This is a genomic window from Nocardia sp. NPDC059177 (assembly GCF_042755165.1).
In the GTDB taxonomy this organism is placed as follows: Bacteria; Actinomycetota; Actinomycetes; order Mycobacteriales; family Mycobacteriaceae; genus Nocardia.
In genome coordinates this window covers 41,767-61,925 of sequence record NZ_JBHZBX010000003.1, presented here as the reverse complement: position 1 = coordinate 61,925, position 20,159 = coordinate 41,767, and the positions used below count along the sequence as shown (strand labels likewise).

Sequence of the window (20,159 nt, the reverse complement as noted above, 5' to 3'; positions counted from 1 at the left end):
TCAGCTCTCGACCCGCAGGTGTGTGAGGACCGCGAGGACCCGGCGGTGATCGTCGGGTTCGGGCTGTAGGCCGAGTTTGGCGAAGATGCCGCGCACGTGGGTTTCGATCGTGCGTTCGCCGAGGAACAGCGTGGCGCCGATCGCGCGATTGGATCGTCCTTCGGCCATGAGCCGCAACACTTCTCGCTCGCGGGGCGTGAGCGTGTCCAGCGGTAGGGCGCCGTGGTGTGGTCGCGAGACCAGCCGGCCGACCAGATCGGGATCGATCGCCGAGCCGCCCGCGGCGACCCGTTCCAGCGCGGCCACGAACTCATCGATGTCGGAGACCCGGTCCTTGAGCAGGTAGCCGAGGCTGCGCGCGCCGCCGGCCAGCAGGTCGAGGACATTCTCGGTCTCGATGTACTGCGAGAGCAGCAGGACCGCCGTCGCGGGAAACTCACGGCGGATGGTGACCGCGGCGTCGATGCCCTCGGTGGTGCAGGTCGGCGGCATCCGGATGTCGACCACCGCGACATCGGGGCGGTGCGCGCGGACCAGGCGCAGCAATGCCACCGCGTCACCGGCCTGGCCGGCCACCTCCATGCCCTCGTCCTCGAGCAGGCGCGCGATGCCCTGGCGCAGTAGCGCGGAATCGTCGGCGAGGACCACGCGCAGGCGGGGCTCGGCCTGCCGCGCGACCGGGGCGGTGACGTCCTCGGCCGCGGTGAGCACCGCCCTGGCCTCGGCGGCGAACTCGCCGCAGCTGGGGAAGCGCTCGTCCGGACGCTTGGCCATCGCCGTGGCCAGCACCGCGTCGAAGGCTTTCGGCAGGGTGGGCAGCACGGCACTCGGGGCCGGAATCGGCGCGTTGAGATGGCCGTTCATGATGGCGGCCTGGCTCGGTCCGGGGTAGGGCGGGGCGCCGGTGAGCAGATGGAACAGGGTGCAGCCCAGCGAGTACTCATCGGATCGGTGATCGATGGTCCGGCCTTCGAGCTGCTCGGGCGCCGCGTAGCGCAGGGTGGCGACGAGCATTCCCGCCGCTGTCAGGTTCACGGTGTCGTCGAGCGCCTTGGCGATCCCGAAATCGGTGAGCAGCACCCGCTCGGCGGCGCCCGGCTCGGTGGGCGCGGCCAGCAGGATATTGGCCGGATTGACATCGCGGTGGAATACGCCGGCCCGGTGCGCGTAATCGAGTCCAGCGGCGACGGATTCGATGATGTGGACAGCCCGCTCCGGCGGCACCGGTCCCTCACGCACCAGCCGGGCCGCGTCGATGCCAGGCACCAGTTGCATCGCGATCCAGAGCCGATCGCCCTCGCGGCCGCGATCGTAGACCGCGACGATGGCGGGGTGGTCCAGGCGGGCGGCGTGATCGGCCTCGTACTCGAAGCGGCTGCGGACATAGTCGTCACCGGTGAGCGCGGGATGCAGCACCTTGAGCGCGACCGTGCGCGGCAGGGTCGGATGCCGGGCGGCGTAGACCGCGCCCATTCCACCCGAGCCGAGCGGCCGCTCGATCGTGTAACCGGCGAAGACCGTGCCGGGCTGGAGGTCGAAGCCGCTCACGCGCCACCACCTCCAACACGAATCGGCGCCGCGGTCATGTCGGGTCCTGCGGAGACAACGGCAGCGTGGCGGTGAGGGTGGTGCCCGCACCGGGCGGACTGTCGACCTCGAGCTCGCCACCGAGCGCGGCGGCGCGATCGAGGAGTCCGCTGAGGCCGCCGCCGGGGCCGAGCCGGGCACCGCCGCGGCCGTCGTCGGCGACCACCAGCCGCACCGCGCCGTCGTCGATGCCCACTTCGATATCGATGTGCGTACCGCCGGAATGCTTGGCGGCGTTGGTGACTGCCTCGGCGGCGATGAAATACGCGGCCAGCTCCACGCCCGGCGGTGGGCGGGGGATCAGCGTGCCGTGGATCCGCACCGGGATCGGGGCGCGTTCGGCCAGCGCGGTCAGCGCGGCGGTGAGGCCACGTTCGGCCAGGATCGGCGGGAACACGCCCCTGGCCAGTTCGCGCAGTTCGGTCAGCGCGGTGTCGAGTTCGGCGGCGCCGCGGGTCACCAGGTCACCGCGGGTTTCGGTGTCGGGTGTGCGCTGCGCCCGGCGCAGCAGCAGCGCGGCGGCGACCAGCCGTTGCTGCGCGCCGTCGTGCAGATCGCGCTCGACCCGGCGGCGTTCGGCGTCACCCGCGGCCACGATGCGCTCGCGGGAGCGGCGCACCTCGGCGAGCTGGGTGTGCAGATCGGTGCGCAGCTGTTCGTGATCGAGGGCGAGCTCGGTCGCGCCGCGCACGGCGGCCAGCAGTTCCGGTTCCGACTGGAGCTGCTTGTCGTAGACCAGGGCGGCCGTCGCGGCGCCGTCGCGTTCGAGGATCGTCGCCACCCGGTGGCCGGTGCCGCGGGGCAGTTCGCGCAGCCGCCCCTCGTCGTCGACATAGCCGCCGCGTTCGGGATCGAAGGTCCACAGCGCCAGGGAGGGATCGTGCAGGGCGCGGCGCAGGGCCTCGACGAAACCCGAACTGATCGGGGCCGCGCCGATCTCGACCATGGCGTCGCTGACCGCGGCCCGCGTCATCCGGTAGCGCACCTGCCCGACCGCGATCGCCAGCGGGAGCAGGACCAGCGGGATATAGCGCAGGTTCAGCGACCAGGCGTGCAGCGAGCCCGGCGACCAGACCGCGGTGGCAAGGAGTCCCAGGATGATCACGCCCGCGATGGTGGCCAGCAGCACGATCGGGGCGAAACCGGCCCGGTAGGCCGCGGTGCCGGAACGCCAGCGCCGGATCACCACCACGATCGCGGTGACGGCGAGCAGAAAGGCCATCGCGCCGACGGCGAGCTGGATCCGATCGGCCAGCACCGGGTCGTGCTGGATCAGCAACAGGTTCACCGAGGTCGACGGGTGCGGGGCGGGCACCAGCCGGGGATCGAAGAACAGCCACTCCGCGGACACACCGAACACGGCCAGCGCCCAGCAGGCCCGGACATACCAGCGCTCCCAGGCTTGGTGCAGCCGGCCGGAGGGGAAACCGAGCAGCACCGGAATCATCACCGGCAGATAGATATTGGTGAGCACAGCGCCCGCGGTGAACAGCGCCGGTTCGCTGGACCGGCGCACGCCGCAGGCCAGCCACACCAGACCGGCCAGCACGAACAGCGGCCCGGCCAGATCGCGGGGACGATTCGTCCAGGTGAACAGCCCCGAGGCCACGAACGAGATGCCGGTCAACAGGAACAGCGCGAGCTCGACTTGGCCGAACCGTGGCGAATGCTGCGCGGCCGAGAATGCCTCGCGGGGGCCGAGCAGCAGGATTCTGGCCGGGTCGTAGAGCGCGGTCTCCGACCAATCGACCGACAGCACCACCGCGGCGCTCAACGCGGCGGCACAGGCTGTCACACCACCGATGAGCGCGAACGTACGAGCTGTCATCGAAGAGCCTCCGACTACCCGGTTCTTTTCAGGATCCTCCGCGGCGAACCGTCACACAACAGGGCGGCGCGTCCGTGCTGGCACGGAGTCGAATCCGTGCCTTCCCGGAAGAGATCACCGCAGGTCAGGCCGTAATTTTGGGTTGTGCCGCCAACCGGGTGGCCACCACCACCGCCACCACCGGCGGACACACCGAAGGAGATTCCGATGAGAAAGTACACCGGCCGGATGGCCATCGCACTGGGCACGCTGACCGCGGCCATCGCTCTCGGGGCGGGCGCCGCTTCAGCGGGTCCGGTGATCACCTCCGATCCCGCGCCCGGCGTTCAGGCGAAGATCACCGGGACGTTCCTCGACGCCAACAGCTACGACTGCACGGTCCTTTCCATCCTCGGCGGCGGCGTTGGCACCGGCGGCTGGTGGACGCCGGGGTACGCGAACGGCATCTTCCTGGTGCCTAGTCCGGCTGTTGGGTTCTGCAGCAACGGCGGTGTCGTTCTGGGCTCAGTCGGCTGACCGGCTCGCCCGCAGTCGAACAGCACGGACTTCCTCGCGGAGTCCGTGCTGTCGGCATGTCCGCCATCCGCGGCGAAGTAGCTACCGCACAACGACTTCCGCGAAATCCTCGCTGTGTGCCCCAGCAAGTCGGGGCGTGCGCGGGGCGGGGGTGACAGGGCACGGTGAAAGTCATGAAGAAGCTCGCTGTGTCCTCCGCCCTCGCCCTGTTCCTACTCGCTCCCGCGGTCACCGCGACGACCGCGCAGGCGCAGGAACCCGTCGCCGACTCCGGCTCGTCCAGCCTGGACGTGCTGTGCAGCCCGATCGGCAGCATCCTCGTTCTCGCGGGCAGCGCCGAGAACCGATTCGGCCCGTTCCTCGGTCTGGAGTGCATGAATCGCTGACCACCTTCGCCGGTCAGCTGAAGGGTGAGCGGTCGATGCCGCAGCTCATCCCCTCCGGGGGCAGCTGGCCGGTGAGCAGGTAGTCGCGTTTGACGTGTTCGGCGCAGGTGCTCGGCACATACATGCTGCTGTGGCCGATACCTTCGACGACGACCACCTGGGCCCGCGCCAGCTGCGCGGCCCCGGCGAGTGCGCCGCGGAGCGGGGTGGCCGGGTCGAAACGGCTGTTCAGGATCAGGATGGGTGCGGCGGTGTCGCGGTTCCACGGGCCGGTGTAGCGGTCGGGGTCGGTGGCCTGCCAGAAGGCGCACGGGGTGGCGTTGAAGACGGCGGTGCGGCCGAAGTAGGGGACGCGCAGGTCTTCGATCGCGCCGGCCCGGTGGTAGACGGCGGGGTCGGTCGGGACGGTGCTGTCGGCGCACTGGATCGTGTAGAACGCCTCGACCCGGTTGCCGGGGTGCTCCTTGTCGAAGATCGTGTCGTGGGTGACGGCCGGGGTGAAGGTGGTGCCCGCGTCGAAGAGTTGTTGCAGCAGCGTCGCCAGGTCGGCGTAGGTGCCGGGGCGCGACAGGCTGCCCGCGGCGGCCACGATCTGTCCGTAGGTCCACGGGGTGCCGTCGACCACGATGGGGGCCAGCCGGGCGCGTTCGACCAGCGCGATCCATTTGAGTTTCGGATCGCCCGCGGCGAACGCGCAGGCCGGACCGGCGGTCGAGCATTCGCGCAGGAAGGCGTCGAAGGTCTCGGCGAGCGCGTCGGCCACGCCCTGGCGGGTGTCCAGGGGCAGATTCGCGCCGTCGGCGCCGTGCCCAGTCGCATTGCCCGCGAAATCCAGGGAGCCGTCCAGCGCCATCGCCCGCACCCGGCCGGGGAACAGGTTGGCGTAGACCGCGCCGAGGTAGGTGCCGTAGGAGATGCCGTGATAGCTCAGTGCCGCGTCGCCTACCGCGCGGCGGAGCAGGTCCAGGTCGCGGGCGGTATTGGTGGTCGAGGCGTGGCTCAGGATCGGGCCCGCCGATGCCGCGCAGCGGGCGGCGATATCGGCCGAGCGCGCGAAGAACTCCGGTTCCTCGGCGGGGCCGGACGGCGTGCCGGGGAACGTCGCGAGGTAGGCCTGCTGCTCCTCGGCCGAGCCGAAACAGCTGGCCGGCGCGCTGCGCGAGACCGAACGCGGATCCCATGACACCAGATCGAAGCGGGCCCGAAGCTCCTCGGAGAACAGCCACGGCCAGCGCGCCCGTTCCCGCAGCCGGTCGACACCCGAGGGCCCCGGGCCACCGAAGTTCACGAACAGAGTGCCGATGCGCCGCGCGGGATCGGTCGCGGGCAGTTTGATGACCGCCAGCTGGATCTGCTCGTCGTGCGGCCGGTGATAGTCCAGCGGAACCTGCGCCCAGGCGCAGGAGAACCCGTCCTCGCAGTCCGTCCACCGTAGTTCCGGGGTGCTCGCGGCCTCGGCCAGCGGGTCTACATAAGGATCGGCCGCGTGCGCGGTGGCCGGGGCGGTGAGCGTGCCGAGTCCGAGCAGAACGGCGATGACGCAGATCCAGCTACGGCGACGGCGCGCGGAGCGCGAATACAACTGCCGAGCCTCCTGCACAGATCGGGCGAACGTGACGAAGCTATCACGTGGTTAGTCACGGAAACTAGTTGCGGGCGAAGGAAATTCGACCGGCCGGTGGAGTTCGGGCTGGTAGTGGCCGTTCCCCGGGGGCGCCCACCTCGGCATTTGTTCCACCCCTTTCGGTTAACGCCGGGTTACGCAATCCGGGAAATTCTGTGTTCTTGCCGATAATTCGCTCCCGGCAGTGGTCGGCAATTGTTCACGCCGCTACTCTCGGGCTGGTCGCGGGAAAATACACCGCGACCGGGAGTCAAAGACGATCCCTAATTCCGATGACAGCGGAGGAAGTGGGATTGTGACTGCAACCACAGAGGAAACCGGGCGTGACCTGGCCCACCGCGCGCCCCTACGCGGGATTCCGGCGGGTGCGATGCCGATGGTCGCCTTTCTTTCGATATTGGCTGGATTCATCGGCGCCGCCGCCTATACGCATTCCGCCGGATATTTCGTCACCTTCATGACCGGAAATACCGAGCGGGCCGTGCTCGGCTGGTTCGACAATGATCAGCTCTTGGCCACCGGTGCCATCACGCTGCTGTTCTCGTTCGGGCTCGGTGTCTTCGTCGCCTCGCTGCTGCGCCGGTGGGTCTGGCGCGACAGCCGTCACGGCGCCACGGTGGTGGCCACGGTCGCGCTGGTGGTCGCCGCCGCTGTCGACTGGGCGCTGGACCGCTCCGGCAGCCAGGAGGTCGACTTCATCCCGATCGCCTTCGTCGCCTTCGCCGTCGGCGCGCTCAACACCGCTTTCGTCAAGAACGGCGAGGTCAGCGTCCCGCTGAGCTACGTCACCGGCACCGTGGTCAAGCTCGGCCAGGGCATCGAGAGCCACGTCAGCGGTGGTAGTGCCAGGGACTGGCTCGGCTACGCGCTGCAATACGGGTCCTTCGCGGTGGGCGCGCTGCTGGGCGGTGTGCTCGGCGAGATCGTCGGCGGCGATCAGATGCTGCTGGTCGCGGCCGGTGTCTGCGCGGTGGGCGCCATGATCACCGCCCGCGCGAGCCGGGACCCGCTGCCCGCCACCTGACCGGCACCCGGATTTTGTCGCGACCACGGCGTTGCCTACACTAGAGCGGTTGCCTGGGCAGATCTGTGTCCGCTACACGCTCGGCGTTGGCGGATCGTTCCCCCGGCGCCGAGCGCTCGTGAAGAGTACTCATCCGGTCGGTAAGTGCCGCCCGGACCAGCCGAATTGTTGTAGGCCCACGGTCTGCGCGCGAGAGTGCGCCGATGCTGCATGGGAACCGCAGCGAGAAAGGTGTCGAGGTCTAACCATGACCATGACTGATCCGATCGCAGACTTCTTGACGCGTCTGCGCAACGCCAACTCGGCGTACCACGATCAGGTGAAGGCTCCGCACTCCAAGCTCAAGGCGAACATCGCCGAGATCCTGAAGCGTGAGGGTTACATCGCCGATTACCGCACCGAAGACGCGCCGGTGGGCAAGGCCCTCGTCGTCGATCTGAAGTACGGCCCCAGCCGTGAGCGCAGCCTGCAGGGCCTGCGTCGCGTCTCGAAGCCGGGTCTGCGTGTGTACGCGAAGTCCACCAACCTGCCCAAGGTCCTCGGCGGCCTCGGCGTGGCGATCATTTCCACGTCGACCGGTCTGCTCACCGACCGTCAGGCGGCCAAGCAGGGCGTGGGCGGCGAAGTCCTCGCCTACGTCTGGTAAGGGAGGTCAGGACAAATGTCGCGTATTGGTAAGAAGCCCATCGAGATTCCGGCCGGCGTCGACGTCACCATCGACGGCCAGGTCGTCACGGTGAAGGGGCCCAAGGGCACCCTGTCGCACACCGTGTCCGAGCCGATCACCGTCACCAAGGGTGAGGGTAACGAGCTCGAGGTCGCCCGTCCCAACGACGAGCGCGCCAACCGTTCGCTGCACGGCCTTTCCCGCACCCTGATCGCCAACATGATCGAGGGTGTCACCAAGGGCTACGAGAAGAAGATGGAAATCTTCGGCGTCGGTTACCGTGTGGCCGCCAAGGGCTCGAACCTCGAGTTCGCCCTGGGTTACAGCCACCCGGTGCCGATCGAGGCCCCGGAGGGCATCACCTTCGCGGTGGAATCGCCCACCAAGTTCTCTGTGTCCGGCATCGACAAGCAGAAGGTCGGCCAGATCTCCGCTGTCATCCACGGACTGCGTAAGCCCGACCCGTACAAGGGCAAGGGCATCCGCTACGCCGGCGAGGTCGTTCGCCGCAAGGTCGGAAAGACGGGTAAGTGATCATGGCGCAAACTGCTAACCAGAAGGCCAAGCGGATTCCGCTGGGCAAGGACGCGTCGACCAAGCGCCGGCTGTCCAAGACCCGCCGTCACTTCCGTCTGCGCAAGAAGGTCGTCGGCACCACCGAGCGTCCGCGCCTGGTGGTCAACCGTTCCTCGCGGCACCTGCACGCCCAGCTCGTCGACGATTCGGTGGGCAAGACCATCGCCGCCGCGTCCTCGATCGAGGCCGATGTGCGTGCGCTGGAGGGCGACAAGTCCGCCAAGGGCGCCAAGGTCGGTCAGCTGATCGCCGAGCGTGCCAAGGCTGCCGGTATCGAGTCGGTCGTGTTCGACCGTGGTGGTCACGACTACCACGGCCGCATCGCGGCGCTGGCCGATGCCGCTCGTGAAGGCGGGTTGAAGTTCTGATGACTGTTATTTCGAACGGAAGGAACGTCTGATGCCGGGACGTCAGCGGCGTGACGGCGGCAACGGACCCGCCGGACAGAACAGCAATAGCCCCGAGGGCAACCGCGACAACCGTCGCGGTGGTGGCGATCGTCGCGGTGGCGGCGACCGTCGGGACAACGCTGCCGAGAAGAACCAGCTCGAGCGCGTGGTCGCGATCAACCGCGTCTCCAAGGTCGTGAAGGGTGGTCGTCGCTTCAGCTTCACCGCCCTCGTGATCGTCGGTGACGGCAACGGTCTGGTCGGCGTCGGCTACGGCAAGGCCAAGGAAGTTCCCGCGGCCATCCAGAAGGGTGTCGAGGAGGCTCGTAAGAGCTTCTTCCGCGTCCCGATGATCGGCTCGACCATCACCCACCCGGTTCAGGGTGAGGCGGCGGCCGGTGTCGTCATGCTGCGTCCGGCTTCGCCCGGTACCGGTGTGATCGCCGGCGGCGCGGCGCGTGCCGTGCTCGAATGCGCGGGCATTCACGACATTCTGGCCAAGTCGCTCGGTAGCGACAATGCGATCAACGTCGTTCACGCGACGGTCGCCGCGCTCAAGATGCTCCAGCGTCCCGAAGAGGTTGCCGCCCGTCGCGGTCTGCCGATCGAGGACGTCGCTCCGGCGGGCATGCTGCGTGCGCGTGCGGGACAGGGAGCCTGACCATGGCTGATCTCAAGGTGACCCAGATCAAGAGCACCATCGGCGCCAAGGCGAATCAGAAGGACTCCCTGCGTACGCTGGGCCTTCGCAAGATCCGTCAGAGTGTGGTCCGTGAGGACAACGCTCAGAACCGCGGTCTGATCAACGTCGTGCGCCACCTCGTAACTGTTGAGGAGGTCTGACATGACCATCAAATTGCACCACCTGCGTCCTGCGCCGGGTTCCAAGACCGAGAAGACTCGCGTGGGTCGCGGTGAGGGCTCCAAGGGCAAGACCGCCGGTCGCGGTACCAAGGGCACCAAGGCCCGCAAGAACGTCCCCGCGGCGTTCGAGGGTGGCCAGATGCCGCTGCACATGCGCCTGCCGAAGCTGAAGGGCTTCACCAACCGCTTCCGCGTGGAGTACCAGGTTGTGAACGTGGGCCGCATCGCGGAGCTGTTCCCCGAGGGCGGCACGGTCGGTAAGGCCGAGCTCGTCGCGGCCGGCGCCGTTCGCAAGAACGAGCTGGTGAAGGTTCTCGGCGACGGTGAGATCGGCGTGGCGGTCCAGGTGACCGCCGACAAGGTGACCGGCTCCGCCAAGGAGAAGATCGCCGCCGCCGGTGGCACCGTCACCGAACTGGCCTGACGGTACTGTGTAGTCGACAGCGACACCGGACGAGTCGAGAGCTCGTCCGGTGTCACTGTTAGAGTCTCATCTAGTGTTGTCTGCCAAGCTCGTCATCGGCTGACGTTTCCGTAAGAACCGAAGTCGCATGGCATGACCATGTCGTTCGCCAGGAGGATCTGTGCTTTCCGCCTTCGTATCGGCCTTCCGGACTCCGGACTTACGGCGGAAGATTCTCTTCACGCTGGGGTTGATCGCGCTGTACCGGTTGGGTGCCGCGCTGCCGTCCCCCGGTGTCGATTATCAAAACGTACAAGAGTGCGTGAAGCTGGTCTCCGGTGGTGATTCCGCCGGTATCTACCAGCTCATCAACCTTTTCTCCGGTGGTGCGCTGCTGCAGCTGTCGGTGTTCGCGATCGGCATCATGCCCTACATCACCGCGAGCATCATCATCCAGCTGCTGACCGTCGTCATCCCGCGGTTCGAGGAACTGCGCAAGGAAGGCCAAGCAGGCCAGACCAAGATGACGCAGTACACCCGGTATCTGTCGATCGCCCTGGCGGTTCTGCAGGCCACCGGTCTCGTCGCGCTCGCGGCTCGCGGTCAGCTGCTACAGGGCTGCCAGGAGGACATCCTGGCCGACACCAGCGTCTTCGGCATGATCATCATCGTGCTGGTGATGACCGCCGGTGCCGCGCTGGTCATGTGGTTCGGCGAGCAGATCACCGAGCGCGGTGTCGGCAACGGCATGTCGCTGCTCATCTTCGCCGGTATCGCCGCGCGTATCCCGCTCGACGGCAAGGCGATCCTGGACACCCGCGGTGGCCTGGTCTTCGGTCTGGTGTGTGTCGCTGTACTGGCGATCATCGTGGCCGTGATCTTCGTCGAGCAGGGTCAGCGCCGGATTCCGGTGCAGTACGCCAAGCGCGTGGTCGGCCGCAAGATGTACGGCGGGTCGTCGACCTATCTGCCGCTGAAGGTCAACCAGGCCGGTGTCATCCCGGTGATCTTCGCGTCCTCGCTGCTGTACCTGCCCAACCTGATCGCGCAGCTGACCGGGGCCAGCTCGTCGACGGATCCGAGCTGGTGGCAGGAGATCATCCAGAAGTACCTGGTGGACCCGACCAACCTGGTCTACATCGCGATCTACTTCGGTCTGATCGTGTTCTTCACCTACTTCTACGTCGCGATCACCTTCAACCCGGAGGAACGCGCCGACGAGATGAAGAAGTTCGGTGGTTTCATTCCGGGCTATCGTCCGGGTAAGCCGACCGCCGACTACCTGAATTTCGTGCTGAGCCGCATCACCCTGCCCGGCTCGATCTACCTCGGTGCGGTCACCGTCCTGCCGAGCCTGTTCCTCGGTGCGGGCAGCGCGGGCCAGTCCGCGAACATGGCCTTCGGCGGTGCCGCCGTGCTCATCATGGTCAGCGTGGGTCTCGACACGGTCAAGCAGATCGAGAGCCAGCTGATGAATCGAAATTACGAAGGGTTCCTCAAGTGAGAGTTGTTCTGCTCGGTCCGCCGGGTGCCGGCAAAGGTACTCAGGCCGTCCTGCTGTCGGAAAAGCTGGGCGTTCCGCACATCTCCACCGGAGACCTCTTCCGCGCGAACATCAGCCAGCAGACCGCCCTCGGGCGTGAAGCGCAGAAGTACATGGACGCGGGCGACCTCGTCCCCAGCGATGTCACCAACCGGATGGTCGAGGCGCGCGTGGGCGAGCCGGACGCCGTCAACGGTTTCGTGCTCGACGGCTACCCGCGTACGGTCGACCAGGCCGACGCGCTGAAGAAGATCCTCGAGCACAACGGCACCGCGCTCGACGCCGTGCTGTGCTTTGTGGTCGCCGAGGACACCGTGGTCGAGCGGATGCTCGCCCGTGGCCGCGCCGACGACACCGAGGACGTCATCCGCAACCGGCTGCGGGTCTACCGCGAGGAGACCGAGCCGCTGCTCGAGTACTACGACGGGCTGGTCGTGACCGTCGACGGTATCGGCGAGGTCGACGAAGTCAACGCGCGGGCACTGGCCGCGCTCGGCAAGTAAAACCACCGATCGGAGTATTGAGGCCGGATGGTCTTCAACCGTAAGAAGAAGGTCGTGCCGTTCCGTTCGGCGGGCGAGCTCGATGCCATGGCGGCAGCGGGCGCGATCGTCGGGCGGGCGCTGGTCGCCGTGCGGGACGCGGCGAAGCCCGGGGTGTCGACGCTGGAGCTGGACGAGGTCGCCGAACAGGTGATCCGGGACGCGGGCGCTGTCCCGTCGTTCAAGGGCTACCACGGCTTCCCCGGCTCGATCTGTTCTTCGGTCAACGACCGCGTGGTCCACGGGATCCCCTCGGCGCGCGACATCCTCACCGAGGGCGATCTCGTCTCCATCGACTGCGGCGCCATCCTCGACGGCTGGCACGGTGATTCGGCGTGGACCTTCGGCGTCGGCCCCATCATCGAGGCCGACCGGCTGCTGAGCGAAGCGACCAGGCTGTCGATGGAAATGGGCATCGCCGCGATGCAGCCCGGCAACCGGCTCACCGATGTCTCCCACGCCATCGAACTGGGCACCAGGGCCGCCGAAAAAGAGCACGGCCGTCAGTACGGCATCGTCGACGGCTACGGCGGTCACGCCATCGGCCGCGAGATGCACATGGACCCGTTCCTGCCCAACGAAGGCGCCCCCGGTAAGGGCCCGCGCCTGGTGGTCGGTTCGGTACTGGCGATCGAGCCGATGCTCACCCTCGGCACCACCGAGACCACAACCCTCGACGACGACTGGACCGTGGTCACCACCGACGGCTCCCGCGCCGCCCACTGGGAACACAGCGTCGCGGTCACCGAAGACGGCCCCCGCATCCTCACCCTGCGCCCGGAGTAGCATTCGCGATGCTACCGATGTTCCTACCCTGGTAGCATTGATGGCATGAAGCTGAGCGTGAGCCTTTCCGAGGACGATGTCGAACTGCTCGACGCCGAGGTCTGCCGTGCTGGTCTGCCTGGACGGTCGGCTGCCATCCACCGGGCGATCCAGCTGCTGCGAGAACGAACGCTCGAGGACGAGTACACGGCCGCCTGGGACGAATGGGAATCCTCTGGCGAAGAGGAGATCTGGTCCCAGGCTGCGGCTGACGGCCTCGTCTGATGCGCCGGGGTGACATTCTGCTGATCGAGTTCGACCCGGTACGCCCGGATGAGGCCAACAAAGTGCGTCCGGCGATCGTGGTCAGCAACGACGGCGCGAATCGTTCAGCTGAGCGGCAGGGACGCGGAGTGATCTCTGTACTTCCGGTGACCAGCAATGTCGATCGGGTGTTCTCGTTCCAGGTGCTGCTCGAGGATGTCGGTCTACGTGCCGTGTCGAAGGTGCAGACCGAACAGATCCGGTCCGTGTCCATCAGCAGGGTCAGGCGTTCGCTGGGACGACTGCCCGCCGTGACCATGGCCGAGGTGGATCGGGTCTTGCGTTTGCACCTCGGATTGTGAGGTCAGCCTTCCAGCAGGATGGTGACCGGGCCGTCGTTTGTCAGCTGGATCTGCATGTGGGCGCCGAAGTGGCCGGTTTCGACGGTCGCGCCGAGGTCGCGCAGGGTGGTGGCGAAGGTGTCGACGAGGGGTTCGGCGATCGGGCCGGGGGCGGCGGCGTTCCAGGAGGGGCGGCGGCCTTTGGCGGTGTTGGCGTAGAGAGTGAACTGGCTGACGACCAGGATCGGTGCGTGCAGGTCGGCCGCGGAGCGTTCGCCGTCGAGAATCCGCAGGCGCCAGGTCTTGTCGGCCAGTGCCCGCGCGGTCGCCTCGGTGTCGGTGTGGGTCGCGCCGACCAGGGCGAGCAGGCCGTGCCCGCCGGAGGCCGCGGTGGGGTCGATCCGGCCGACGATCTGTCCGTCGACGCTCACCTGGGCGCTGGTCACCCGCTGCAGCAGTACTCGCACAGCCACCGATCATGCCGGGTGGCTGCGTGTGCGGGCGCGCCGGGTCAGGGCTTGCCGAAGAACAGGATGTCGGGGCCGTATTCGGTGAGCGGGCGCTTTTCGGCGGCCTGGCGGATGCCGCTGCCAGGGAGTTCGGTGACCTTGGCGAACATCTCGGCGTTGCCGAAGGCGGCGCGGACCTGGGTTTCGGAGGCGTAGTCGGCGCCGTAGTCGGCCAGGGTGGCGAAGTCCAGGGGCGCGAGGGGAGCGTCGAGCGGGGCCTGTCCGGCGGGTCGGCCGAGGGCGGCGTACTGGGTGGCGACGCCGTTGTCGTAGAGGCACAGCTCGTAGGAGATCTTCTCGATGGTGGCGACGGTGAGGACCGGCCATTTCTCCGAGAGCCGCACCGCCAGCGGATGTTTGCCGAGGGCGCCGATCTCCCAGTTCAGGCTCTTCACCGAAATCCAGCTGCCCGAGGCCTTTTCGACCAGCACCACATCGGCGGCCAGGTCCGTCGCGGAATTGGTGACCGGTTCCTTGACGCCCCAATGCTTTTCGTGCACCCCGGCGAAGCGGCCCGCGTCGACCGGCTCGACGCCGTCCGCGGCGAAGGCCGCGACGATCGCCGCGCGCACCTGCTCCAGCGCGTCCGGTGCCGAGCAGCGGACCGCGAGGGCGCCGTAGGTCGCCGAGATCTCCACCGGACGCGAGGGCGGCTCCGGCATGGCGCCGGCCGCGAGCGGCTTGAGCCCGACAAGTGCCAGCCGCCAGTTGATCTCGTCGATGGTGGCCAGGTCGCCACCGGATTGGTAGAGGATCTGCTGCTGGGTGAGCCTGCCCGCGCGCTCGAGCGTGCCTGCACCCAGCTTCACCAGCGCCTGGGTGGTCTTGACGGTGAGATCGAGTTCCTCGACCCGGGTTTCGCGCAGGCGCGCGGTCGCGGTGGCCGAGGTCAGTTCCGAATACAGCGCGCGGTAGCTCGCGATCGCCTGCTTGCGGGAGCGGCCGACCATCATCGTGCGCAGTAGCGTGCTGAGGCTGGCCAGGTACTTGCCCGGCTGCTCGGGCGTGCGCGCGTACATGGCGGCCCTGATCCGTACCGCGGACTCGGTCGCCGCGACCGCTGCGTCGTGGTCGAGGCGCATCAGCCAGACACCGCACTTGGACAGGCCGTCGGCGCACATGGCCGACACGTCGGGGTAGTCCCGGGCGACCTGCCGGTAGGCCGAGCAGGCGCTGCGAATGGTGTTGGTCGCCAGCTGGCGGTGCCCGACCAGGCGGGTGGCCTGTTCGAACAACCGCAGCGCGTCCTGGAGCGCGCCGGCGTACTCGTAGGAGACATAGCCCTCGACCAGCCAGTGCAGCCGGATCGCCACCGACTCCTGGGCGGGTTCGAGCGCTTCGGCGGTCCGGTCCCGGCCCGCTGGGTCGTTCCTGGTGGCGAGCAGGCCCTGGGCCAGCTCGGTCAGCGAGCCCGCCAGCTGCAGATAGTCCTCCGGACGCTGGCTGCGGGTCTGGGTGCGGTCGACTGCCACGCGCCGTTCGAGGCCGCTCAAATCGGTCATGAGCAGTTCCATCGCGACGTCAATCTCCGGCCTCATCACTCGTTGGTCGCCGGCCGTCGAACGGCCGGTACAGCTTCGGTCGAGTCTGTCACAGATCGCCCCGGCCTGCCCGATCGTCAGCGGAAACCGGAAGTTCATTTGCTGGGCCCACCGGTGTTTCCTTGCCGCTGTGCATATTTCGCATGGCTCACTAGAATGCGAGGCGATCGAGCCGACTGCAACGGTCGTCGGTGGGGTGCTGCGAGGAGCGGTTGGCGTGGGCGATTCTCCCTTCGAGGGGCTGGCGGGCAGGGCGAAAGTCAAGGTCGAGACGGGCGCCGCGCTCGAGGCCGCCAGGGCGTGCAGCTCGGCGATCGAGATCTTCAAGGGTTGCCAGGATCTGATCCGCGATCACGACCTGAACAATTACGACGAGGACCACTTGGGCGGCAGCCAGGTCGATGCGGGGCCGCCGCTGCGCAACAAGTTCATCACCGAGGCCACCCAGGCCAAGGATCTGATCGGGCGCTACATCGATTCGCTCGAAGACCTGGTCACCATGTTCAAGGCCGCGGGTGAGTCCTACACCGAGACCGACCAGGGTTCCGGCGACAATATTGCCTCGCTCAAGAACGAACTGCGCGGCGTGAATTCCGCACCGGGCGCCAGGGACCTGGCGGGGGAGGTGACCCAGGCCGGGGCATTCACACCGGCCCACTACGATCTCGATGTCGAAATCGTGGGTAACGAGATGTCCTTCGAGACCAAGCACAACTACGACATCGAGACCGCGAACGTGCCCAAGCACGCGGGCACCGCGACGGCGGAAGCCGTCGGTGTGCGGATCCCGGTCCGAGCTGCGGACAATATGTCCTGGCGCGATATGTACGACCTCGGCCAGCGGATCTCCTGGTACGAAGTGGCCTGCGACGCCCCGATCTGGGAGGCGATGGCGCACGCCGTGCACGGCGCCGCCTACGACCTCGAGCAGAAGCTCGGTGAGATCACCGGTGACCGGTGGGAGAGTCAGGGCGGCGAGGCCGCGCTGGCGGCGATCACCACTTTCGGTCAGTCGGCGATGATCGCCAGCGATTCGTTCACGATGATGCAGCAGAATCTGGAGTACACCGCGGATTGGCTGTACGCGACCAAGGCGTGTATGCCGATCGACAAAGAAGACAAATGCGATGACGATCTGCAGGAGAATCGCGATCGGTACGAGCGGCATTATGTCAATGGTGTGATGAACACCGAGAAATTGTTCCCGGCGGCGGCTGAGCCCGCTGCACCGAAGGCGCCGGTGACGACGCCTGAGGAAACGAACAATAATAACAATAACAATAACAATAATAACAACGGCAATAGCAACAACGGCGGCAGCAACAACAGTGGCGGCTCCGGAAGTTCCGGTGGCAGCGGCAGTTCCGGCGGCGGAGGCGGAGGCGGGCAGCAGGTGTCGGCCGCCGACGTCGCCAGGCAGCAGGCCGCTCAGCAAGCCGCCCAGCAGGCGGCGGCAGCGTTGCAGCAGGACGGCACCACCGGTTCGCAGCAGGGCGCGAACGGGCAGACCGCGGGTTCGGTCGGTTCGACGGGGTCGACCGGGTCCTCGACCGGCTCGACCGGTTCCGGCTCGGGCGACATGTCCAGCATCCTGTCCTCGGTGATGTCGGCGGTCACCAGCGCGGTCTCCTCGCTCACCCAGGCGCTGCCCTCGCTGGCCACCGCGCTGCAGCAGGTTTCCGCGACGACCGACACGGGCGCCACCTCGGGCCTGCCCGACTTCTCCCAGCTCGGCGACCTGTTCGGGCAGTTCCCCGATCTCGCGGAACTGCTGTCGCAGTCACCGGAGATCAACCAGCTGATCGCGGACAACCCCGCGTTGTCCCCGCTGGCGGAACTGCTCGGCATCGCGACCGCCGTGACGACCACCGACGAGGCGACGGTGGCCGGCGAGACCGTCGAGTCCGCGACCGGCGACGCCTTCCCGCGGGCCTCGCTGCCCGACTTCTCGAACCTGTCCGGATTGGGGGAGATCGTCACCCCGCTGACCGGTCTGGTGGCCGAGTCGCTGGCGACCGAGGCGCCCCTCCAGCACCTCGATGCCCCGGTCGAATCCGTCGAAGCAGGCAGCACCGGCTCGATCGCGCACGCGCGGCCGGAGGCGCAGGCATGACGCAGCGATGGGAACTCACCGATCTCGAATTCCGGGTGCTGTGGCAGCGATTCGTCGGCACCGACCTCCCGCGCCCACTCACCTTCCAGACCAGGACTCGCCTGCACGAGGACTACGAGGAGGAGAAGTACCAGACCTGGCAGCGGTTGCAGCACACCGTCGATCCGGCACTGCGATCGGTGTTCGAGGTGCTGGAGCGGCCGGAAGTCTATGTGCGGCTGCGTGGCTGGAAAGACGACGAGCGCGACAACGCCGAACACTGGCTCAAGGCGCGGGCGGCGCGGGCGGGCGCAAACGGCTACCTGATCTACCAGCTGCCGGGTGAAACACCCACGCACAGTGGCGGTTACGTCGTGGTCGATGTAGGGCCGCACGGACTCGCCGACGCGATCGTCGACCTGATGCCGGACACCGGCGCGGGGACCGGCGGCATCATTCCGCTGGTCACCGACACCCGCGACGAACACGAACCACGCGCATCGATGTTCTTCGAGGAGGCCGACACCTCGATCGTCGAGCGCAGCACCGAATTCTTCAACCGCCCGGCCGAGCGCACGGGCACCATCAATATCCGGCAGAACCAATCGATGTTCGGCTCGCGTGGCATGCATCGCGACATCCTGGTGTGGCGCGACCTGCCCGCCGACGGCCGGTACGTCATCGAACTACCGAACGAAAACCCCACGGCCACCGCGATATCGCGCACCGACCTCACCGACAAGATCAATGCCTCGATCGAGCGGATGATGTCGCGCGTGGAGTCGCACTGGGAGGCGAACGCCTGACCCGCACGCGCCGTTCATGATGGCGCCATCCGGGATTCGTTCGCCCATGCGAGGCTGTTGCGCACGCGACAGGGTTGTGGTGTGCTCGAAACACCACTCGTGGAGGGATGAGGGCGATGGGCACCTTCGAATACGACGCCGACAACTTCCGGACCGCGGCGAGCAAGTCACGCAGCGTCAGCAATCAGCTCACCGGCATCATCAACACGCTGAACAGTTCGCTCAACAGCCGCGGAAATGTCTGGGGCAACGACCAACTCGGCCAGAGCTTCAACGACGGCCCCGGCGGCAACGACGGCTACGACGCGTCCTGGACCAACACCAGCGACAACGTCAAGACCATGGCCACGTCCATGGGCGACTTCGCCGACGGCCAGACCGAGAGCGCCGACTACATCGACCGGATGGAACAGGGCAACCGCAACGGCTTGACCTAGCCGCATGCCCCAGGCCGGTCAGTGCGCGTCGGGGATGCCCAGGCCGGGGAGGTGGAGGTCGCTGTTGCCCGCCTTTTCGACCCAGCCCTGGTAGACGAGCGTGGCGGGGGAGTCGATGCCGAAGCCGTCGCGGAGTCCGGTGACGGTGATCGCGGCGAGCCGCTGATAGTCCTCGGTGGCTACCGGCCAGGGGAATTCGGTCCACCAATTGCCCATGTGGGCTTCGTCGGGTGGCTGCCAGCCGGCTTCGGTGATGGCCAGTGCGCCGTCGTCGCCGGGGCGGAAGCCGGGCTCGAGCCATTCGTCGCCGGTGAGTTCGGCCGACACCGCCGTGCCGGTCTTGCGGAACTGGGCGAACCGCCGTGCGCCCGGTGCCGCGGATTCGCCGATCACCAGGACTGTGGTGTCGGGGGCGGCCGCGAGCTCGGTGGCCAGGCCGTGGGCGAACTCGGTCCAGCCGGTCACAGCAGGCCCTGCTCGTCGAGCGCGATATTGCGGTCGTCGGCGGCCAGCCGGGCATTGGTGACCAGGTGCAGCCACACCGAGGCGGCGGAGCGTTCGAGCACGATCGTGGCCTCGGCGCCGGCCCACCGGTACTGCGGGGGTGGGCCCGCGACGCGCGCGGACGGTTCGCCGAGTTTGCCGGTGAGGGCGGTGGCGATGCTGTCGAAAGCTGCGGTGACCTCGGTGTTCTCGACCGCGTCGGCGAATTCGGTGAGCTGCAGGTCGATGCCGGTGACCTGGCCGTTCTTGGCGCGGATGGTGCCGCTGTCCGGGCCGAACCCGGTGTCGAGCATGATCCGGCGCGGCCGGCTGGAGATGGTGCGCCAGCCGAACTTCTCGACCACGGCGGGAGCGTCGTCGAGTTGCCACGACCAGTCCAGGGTGTGCAGTGCGCCCGCGAGTTCAGCTGCCTCGCCTGCGGGCAGCGCGCGCCAGTTCGCCATTCGCTTTCCTCTCGGTCAGAAGTACGACAGGAACGCCGCGTCGAAGTCGGGATCGCGGGTGTCGAAGGATTGCGGGGTGTAGTCCAGGGAGCGCACCCGCTCGACGAATCCGGCCGGCAGGGTGACCCGCTGTTCGGCGAGATATTCGAGGGAGTCCTCGCGCCAGATCCAGACGCCGTCGGAATACAGCGACGGTCCGCCTTCGATAAAGGCGCCCGCGACGAACAGGTGCTCCGAGGAGCCCATGACGTCGAAGATGGCGCGCACCTTGCGCATGTAGTTCAGGATCTGCTCGCGATCGGGTTCGACGGCGCCGGTCGGCGCGGTGTGTACCGAGGGCAGTTCGTCGTGCGTGCCCTCGTACATCTCGCGGTACATGGCCACCGGCTGCAATTCCATGGCCCCGATCCTTCGCGTGCTCCGGTTGGTCGTCAAGTTCGCCGACGCGATCCGCCGACGGGCATCTTCGCGGTCGTTTCCCGTTCATATTGCGGTCACGACGGATTCG

25 protein-coding genes are annotated in these 20,159 nt (G+C 67.5%); 17 read left to right on the top strand and 8 right to left on the bottom strand.

Translation table 11 applies throughout. The features are described 5' to 3' along the window. Together ACFXK0_RS05265 and ACFXK0_RS05260 are read right to left on the bottom strand one after the other, a co-directional pair. Complete coding sequence (locus ACFXK0_RS05265; protein ID WP_379408550.1) at positions 1-1,548, bottom strand: protein kinase; 1,548 nt, start codon at positions 1,546-1,548, stop codon at positions 1-3. Between the two features lie 34 nt (positions 1,549-1,582). Then, the gene (locus tag ACFXK0_RS05260; protein ID WP_379408549.1) at positions 1,583-3,415 is read right to left on the bottom strand and encodes an ATP-binding protein; all 1,833 of its coding nucleotides are present in this window, start codon (positions 3,413-3,415) and stop codon (positions 1,583-1,585) included. A gap of 207 nt (positions 3,416-3,622) precedes the next feature. Here ACFXK0_RS05260 and ACFXK0_RS05255 point away from each other — a divergent pair, with 207 nt between their 5' ends. Both ACFXK0_RS05255 and ACFXK0_RS05250 read left to right on the top strand, forming a co-directional pair. Continuing rightward, positions 3,623-3,931 carry a hypothetical protein gene (locus ACFXK0_RS05255; RefSeq protein WP_379408548.1) on the top strand — a complete coding sequence of 103 codons (309 nt, stop codon included), beginning with the start codon at positions 3,623-3,625 and terminating at the stop codon, positions 3,929-3,931. 173 nt (positions 3,932-4,104) lie between these two features. Continuing rightward, on the top strand, positions 4,105-4,317 hold the full coding sequence (locus ACFXK0_RS05250; protein WP_379408547.1) for a hypothetical protein: 213 nt from the start codon (positions 4,105-4,107) through the stop codon (positions 4,315-4,317). Between the two features lie 13 nt (positions 4,318-4,330). Here ACFXK0_RS05250 and ACFXK0_RS05245 read toward each other — a convergent pair whose 3' ends face one another. After that, the gene (locus ACFXK0_RS05245) at positions 4,331-5,899 is read right to left on the bottom strand and encodes an alpha/beta fold hydrolase (RefSeq protein ID WP_379408546.1); all 1,569 of its coding nucleotides are present in this window, start codon (positions 5,897-5,899) and stop codon (positions 4,331-4,333) included. 274 nt (positions 5,900-6,173) lie between these two features. Here ACFXK0_RS05245 and ACFXK0_RS05240 point away from each other — a divergent pair, with 274 nt between their 5' ends. The 12 genes from ACFXK0_RS05240 (at position 6,174) to ACFXK0_RS05185 (ending at position 13,340) form a co-directional block, all read left to right on the top strand. Then, entirely contained in the window at positions 6,174-6,965 is a 792-nt protein-coding gene (locus ACFXK0_RS05240; RefSeq protein ID WP_379408792.1) for a YoaK family protein, read from the top strand. 247 nt (positions 6,966-7,212) lie between these two features. Continuing rightward, complete coding sequence (rpsH, locus tag ACFXK0_RS05235; RefSeq protein ID WP_067491077.1) at positions 7,213-7,611, top strand: 30S ribosomal protein S8; 399 nt, start codon at positions 7,213-7,215, stop codon at positions 7,609-7,611. 15 nt (positions 7,612-7,626) lie between these two features. Further along, positions 7,627-8,166, top strand: coding sequence for a 50S ribosomal protein L6 (gene rplF, locus ACFXK0_RS05230; RefSeq protein ID WP_379408545.1), 540 nt, complete (start codon positions 7,627-7,629; stop codon positions 8,164-8,166). A gap of 2 nt (positions 8,167-8,168) precedes the next feature. Further along, positions 8,169-8,576 carry a 50S ribosomal protein L18 gene (gene rplR, locus ACFXK0_RS05225; protein ID WP_067491072.1) on the top strand — a complete coding sequence of 136 codons (408 nt, stop codon included), beginning with the start codon at positions 8,169-8,171 and terminating at the stop codon, positions 8,574-8,576. A 31-nt stretch (positions 8,577-8,607) separates the two neighbouring features. Beyond that, a complete protein-coding gene (rpsE, locus tag ACFXK0_RS05220) occupies positions 8,608-9,258 on the top strand; it encodes a 30S ribosomal protein S5 (protein ID WP_379408544.1) in 651 nt (216 codons plus the stop codon). A 2-nt stretch (positions 9,259-9,260) separates the two neighbouring features. Then, a complete protein-coding gene (gene rpmD / locus ACFXK0_RS05215; RefSeq protein WP_019045070.1) occupies positions 9,261-9,440 on the top strand; it encodes a 50S ribosomal protein L30 in 180 nt (59 codons plus the stop codon). Position 9,441: 1 nt separating this feature from the next. After that, positions 9,442-9,885 (top strand): 50S ribosomal protein L15, encoded by a 444-nt coding sequence (rplO, locus tag ACFXK0_RS05210; protein WP_071926439.1) that lies wholly within the window; start codon positions 9,442-9,444, stop codon positions 9,883-9,885. Between the two features lie 160 nt (positions 9,886-10,045). Further along, entirely contained in the window at positions 10,046-11,368 is a 1,323-nt protein-coding gene (secY, locus tag ACFXK0_RS05205; protein ID WP_379408543.1) for a preprotein translocase subunit SecY, read from the top strand. Further along, the gene (locus ACFXK0_RS05200; protein ID WP_379408541.1) at positions 11,365-11,910 is read left to right on the top strand and encodes an adenylate kinase; all 546 of its coding nucleotides are present in this window, start codon (positions 11,365-11,367) and stop codon (positions 11,908-11,910) included. The genes secY and ACFXK0_RS05200 overlap by 4 nt, the downstream gene beginning before the upstream one ends. Positions 11,911-11,937: 27 nt before the next feature. After that, positions 11,938-12,735, top strand: coding sequence for a type I methionyl aminopeptidase (gene map / locus ACFXK0_RS05195; RefSeq protein WP_379408540.1), 798 nt, complete (start codon positions 11,938-11,940; stop codon positions 12,733-12,735). Between the two features lie 45 nt (positions 12,736-12,780). Next, positions 12,781-12,999: a ribbon-helix-helix protein, CopG family gene (locus ACFXK0_RS05190; protein WP_379408539.1), complete on the top strand. Its 219-nt coding sequence runs from the start codon at positions 12,781-12,783 to the stop codon at positions 12,997-12,999. Further along, positions 12,996-13,340 carry a type II toxin-antitoxin system PemK/MazF family toxin gene (locus ACFXK0_RS05185; RefSeq protein WP_379408791.1) on the top strand — a complete coding sequence of 115 codons (345 nt, stop codon included), beginning with the start codon at positions 12,996-12,998 and terminating at the stop codon, positions 13,338-13,340. Before ACFXK0_RS05190 ends, ACFXK0_RS05185 begins: the two co-directional genes overlap by 4 nt. A gap of 2 nt (positions 13,341-13,342) precedes the next feature. Here the strand turns inward: ACFXK0_RS05185 and dtd are convergent, their stop codons facing one another. Next, positions 13,343-13,786, bottom strand: a complete 444-nt coding sequence (gene dtd, locus ACFXK0_RS05180) for a D-aminoacyl-tRNA deacylase (protein ID WP_379408538.1) — start codon at positions 13,784-13,786, stop codon at positions 13,343-13,345. Between the two features lie 44 nt (positions 13,787-13,830). Continuing rightward, the gene (locus tag ACFXK0_RS05175; RefSeq protein WP_379408536.1) at positions 13,831-15,330 is read right to left on the bottom strand and encodes a hypothetical protein; all 1,500 of its coding nucleotides are present in this window, start codon (positions 15,328-15,330) and stop codon (positions 13,831-13,833) included. 256 nt (positions 15,331-15,586) lie between these two features. Here ACFXK0_RS05175 and ACFXK0_RS05170 point away from each other — a divergent pair, with 256 nt between their 5' ends. From ACFXK0_RS05170 to ACFXK0_RS05160, 3 genes are all read left to right on the top strand, one after another. Next, a complete protein-coding gene (locus tag ACFXK0_RS05170; protein ID WP_379408535.1) occupies positions 15,587-17,482 on the top strand; it encodes a hypothetical protein in 1,896 nt (631 codons plus the stop codon). Continuing rightward, positions 17,479-18,267, top strand: coding sequence for an ESX secretion-associated protein EspG (locus tag ACFXK0_RS05165; protein WP_379408533.1), 789 nt, complete (start codon positions 17,479-17,481; stop codon positions 18,265-18,267). The genes ACFXK0_RS05170 and ACFXK0_RS05165 overlap by 4 nt, the downstream gene beginning before the upstream one ends. Before the next feature lie 116 nt (positions 18,268-18,383). Then, on the top strand, positions 18,384-18,704 hold the full coding sequence (locus ACFXK0_RS05160) for a hypothetical protein (RefSeq protein ID WP_379408532.1): 321 nt from the start codon (positions 18,384-18,386) through the stop codon (positions 18,702-18,704). An 18-nt stretch (positions 18,705-18,722) separates the two neighbouring features. Here ACFXK0_RS05160 and ACFXK0_RS05155 read toward each other — a convergent pair whose 3' ends face one another. Genes ACFXK0_RS05155 through ACFXK0_RS05145 form a run of 3 tightly spaced genes read right to left on the bottom strand, consistent with a single transcriptional unit; the run spans position 18,723 to position 20,050 of the window. Further along, the gene (locus ACFXK0_RS05155) at positions 18,723-19,169 is read right to left on the bottom strand and encodes a hypothetical protein (protein ID WP_379408531.1); all 447 of its coding nucleotides are present in this window, start codon (positions 19,167-19,169) and stop codon (positions 18,723-18,725) included. Beyond that, a complete protein-coding gene (locus ACFXK0_RS05150; protein WP_379408530.1) occupies positions 19,166-19,651 on the bottom strand; it encodes a DUF6301 family protein in 486 nt (161 codons plus the stop codon). The genes ACFXK0_RS05155 and ACFXK0_RS05150 overlap by 4 nt, the downstream gene beginning before the upstream one ends. Before the next feature lie 15 nt (positions 19,652-19,666). Further along, the gene (locus tag ACFXK0_RS05145) at positions 19,667-20,050 is read right to left on the bottom strand and encodes a hypothetical protein (protein ID WP_379408529.1); all 384 of its coding nucleotides are present in this window, start codon (positions 20,048-20,050) and stop codon (positions 19,667-19,669) included. Positions 20,051-20,159: the final 109 nt, after the last annotated feature.

What these genes read in the sequence shown, in the direction of transcription:
- ACFXK0_RS05260 (WP_379408549.1), bottom strand. Translation starts at nt 3,415, where the DNA reads ATGACAGCTCGTACGTTCGCGCTCATCGGTGGTGTGACAGCCTGTGCC.
- ACFXK0_RS05255 (WP_379408548.1), top strand. Translation starts at nt 3,623, where the DNA reads ATGAGAAAGTACACCGGCCGGATGGCCATCGCACTGGGCACGCTGACC.
- ACFXK0_RS05250 (WP_379408547.1), top strand. Translation starts at nt 4,105, where the DNA reads ATGAAGAAGCTCGCTGTGTCCTCCGCCCTCGCCCTGTTCCTACTCGCT.
- rpsH (WP_067491077.1), top strand. Translation starts at nt 7,213, where the DNA reads ATGACCATGACTGATCCGATCGCAGACTTCTTGACGCGTCTGCGCAAC.
- rplF (WP_379408545.1), top strand. Translation starts at nt 7,627, where the DNA reads ATGTCGCGTATTGGTAAGAAGCCCATCGAGATTCCGGCCGGCGTCGAC.
- rplR (WP_067491072.1), top strand. Translation starts at nt 8,169, where the DNA reads ATGGCGCAAACTGCTAACCAGAAGGCCAAGCGGATTCCGCTGGGCAAG.
- rpsE (WP_379408544.1), top strand. Translation starts at nt 8,608, where the DNA reads ATGCCGGGACGTCAGCGGCGTGACGGCGGCAACGGACCCGCCGGACAG.
- rpmD (WP_019045070.1), top strand. Translation starts at nt 9,261, where the DNA reads ATGGCTGATCTCAAGGTGACCCAGATCAAGAGCACCATCGGCGCCAAG.
- rplO (WP_071926439.1), top strand. Translation starts at nt 9,442, where the DNA reads ATGACCATCAAATTGCACCACCTGCGTCCTGCGCCGGGTTCCAAGACC.
- map (WP_379408540.1), top strand. Translation starts at nt 11,938, where the DNA reads ATGGTCTTCAACCGTAAGAAGAAGGTCGTGCCGTTCCGTTCGGCGGGC.
- ACFXK0_RS05190 (WP_379408539.1), top strand. Translation starts at nt 12,781, where the DNA reads ATGAAGCTGAGCGTGAGCCTTTCCGAGGACGATGTCGAACTGCTCGAC.
- ACFXK0_RS05175 (WP_379408536.1), bottom strand. Translation starts at nt 15,330, where the DNA reads ATGACCGATTTGAGCGGCCTCGAACGGCGCGTGGCAGTCGACCGCACC.
- ACFXK0_RS05165 (WP_379408533.1), top strand. Translation starts at nt 17,479, where the DNA reads ATGACGCAGCGATGGGAACTCACCGATCTCGAATTCCGGGTGCTGTGG.
- ACFXK0_RS05160 (WP_379408532.1), top strand. Translation starts at nt 18,384, where the DNA reads ATGGGCACCTTCGAATACGACGCCGACAACTTCCGGACCGCGGCGAGC.
- ACFXK0_RS05150 (WP_379408530.1), bottom strand. Translation starts at nt 19,651, where the DNA reads ATGGCGAACTGGCGCGCGCTGCCCGCAGGCGAGGCAGCTGAACTCGCG.
- ACFXK0_RS05145 (WP_379408529.1), bottom strand. Translation starts at nt 20,050, where the DNA reads ATGGAATTGCAGCCGGTGGCCATGTACCGCGAGATGTACGAGGGCACG.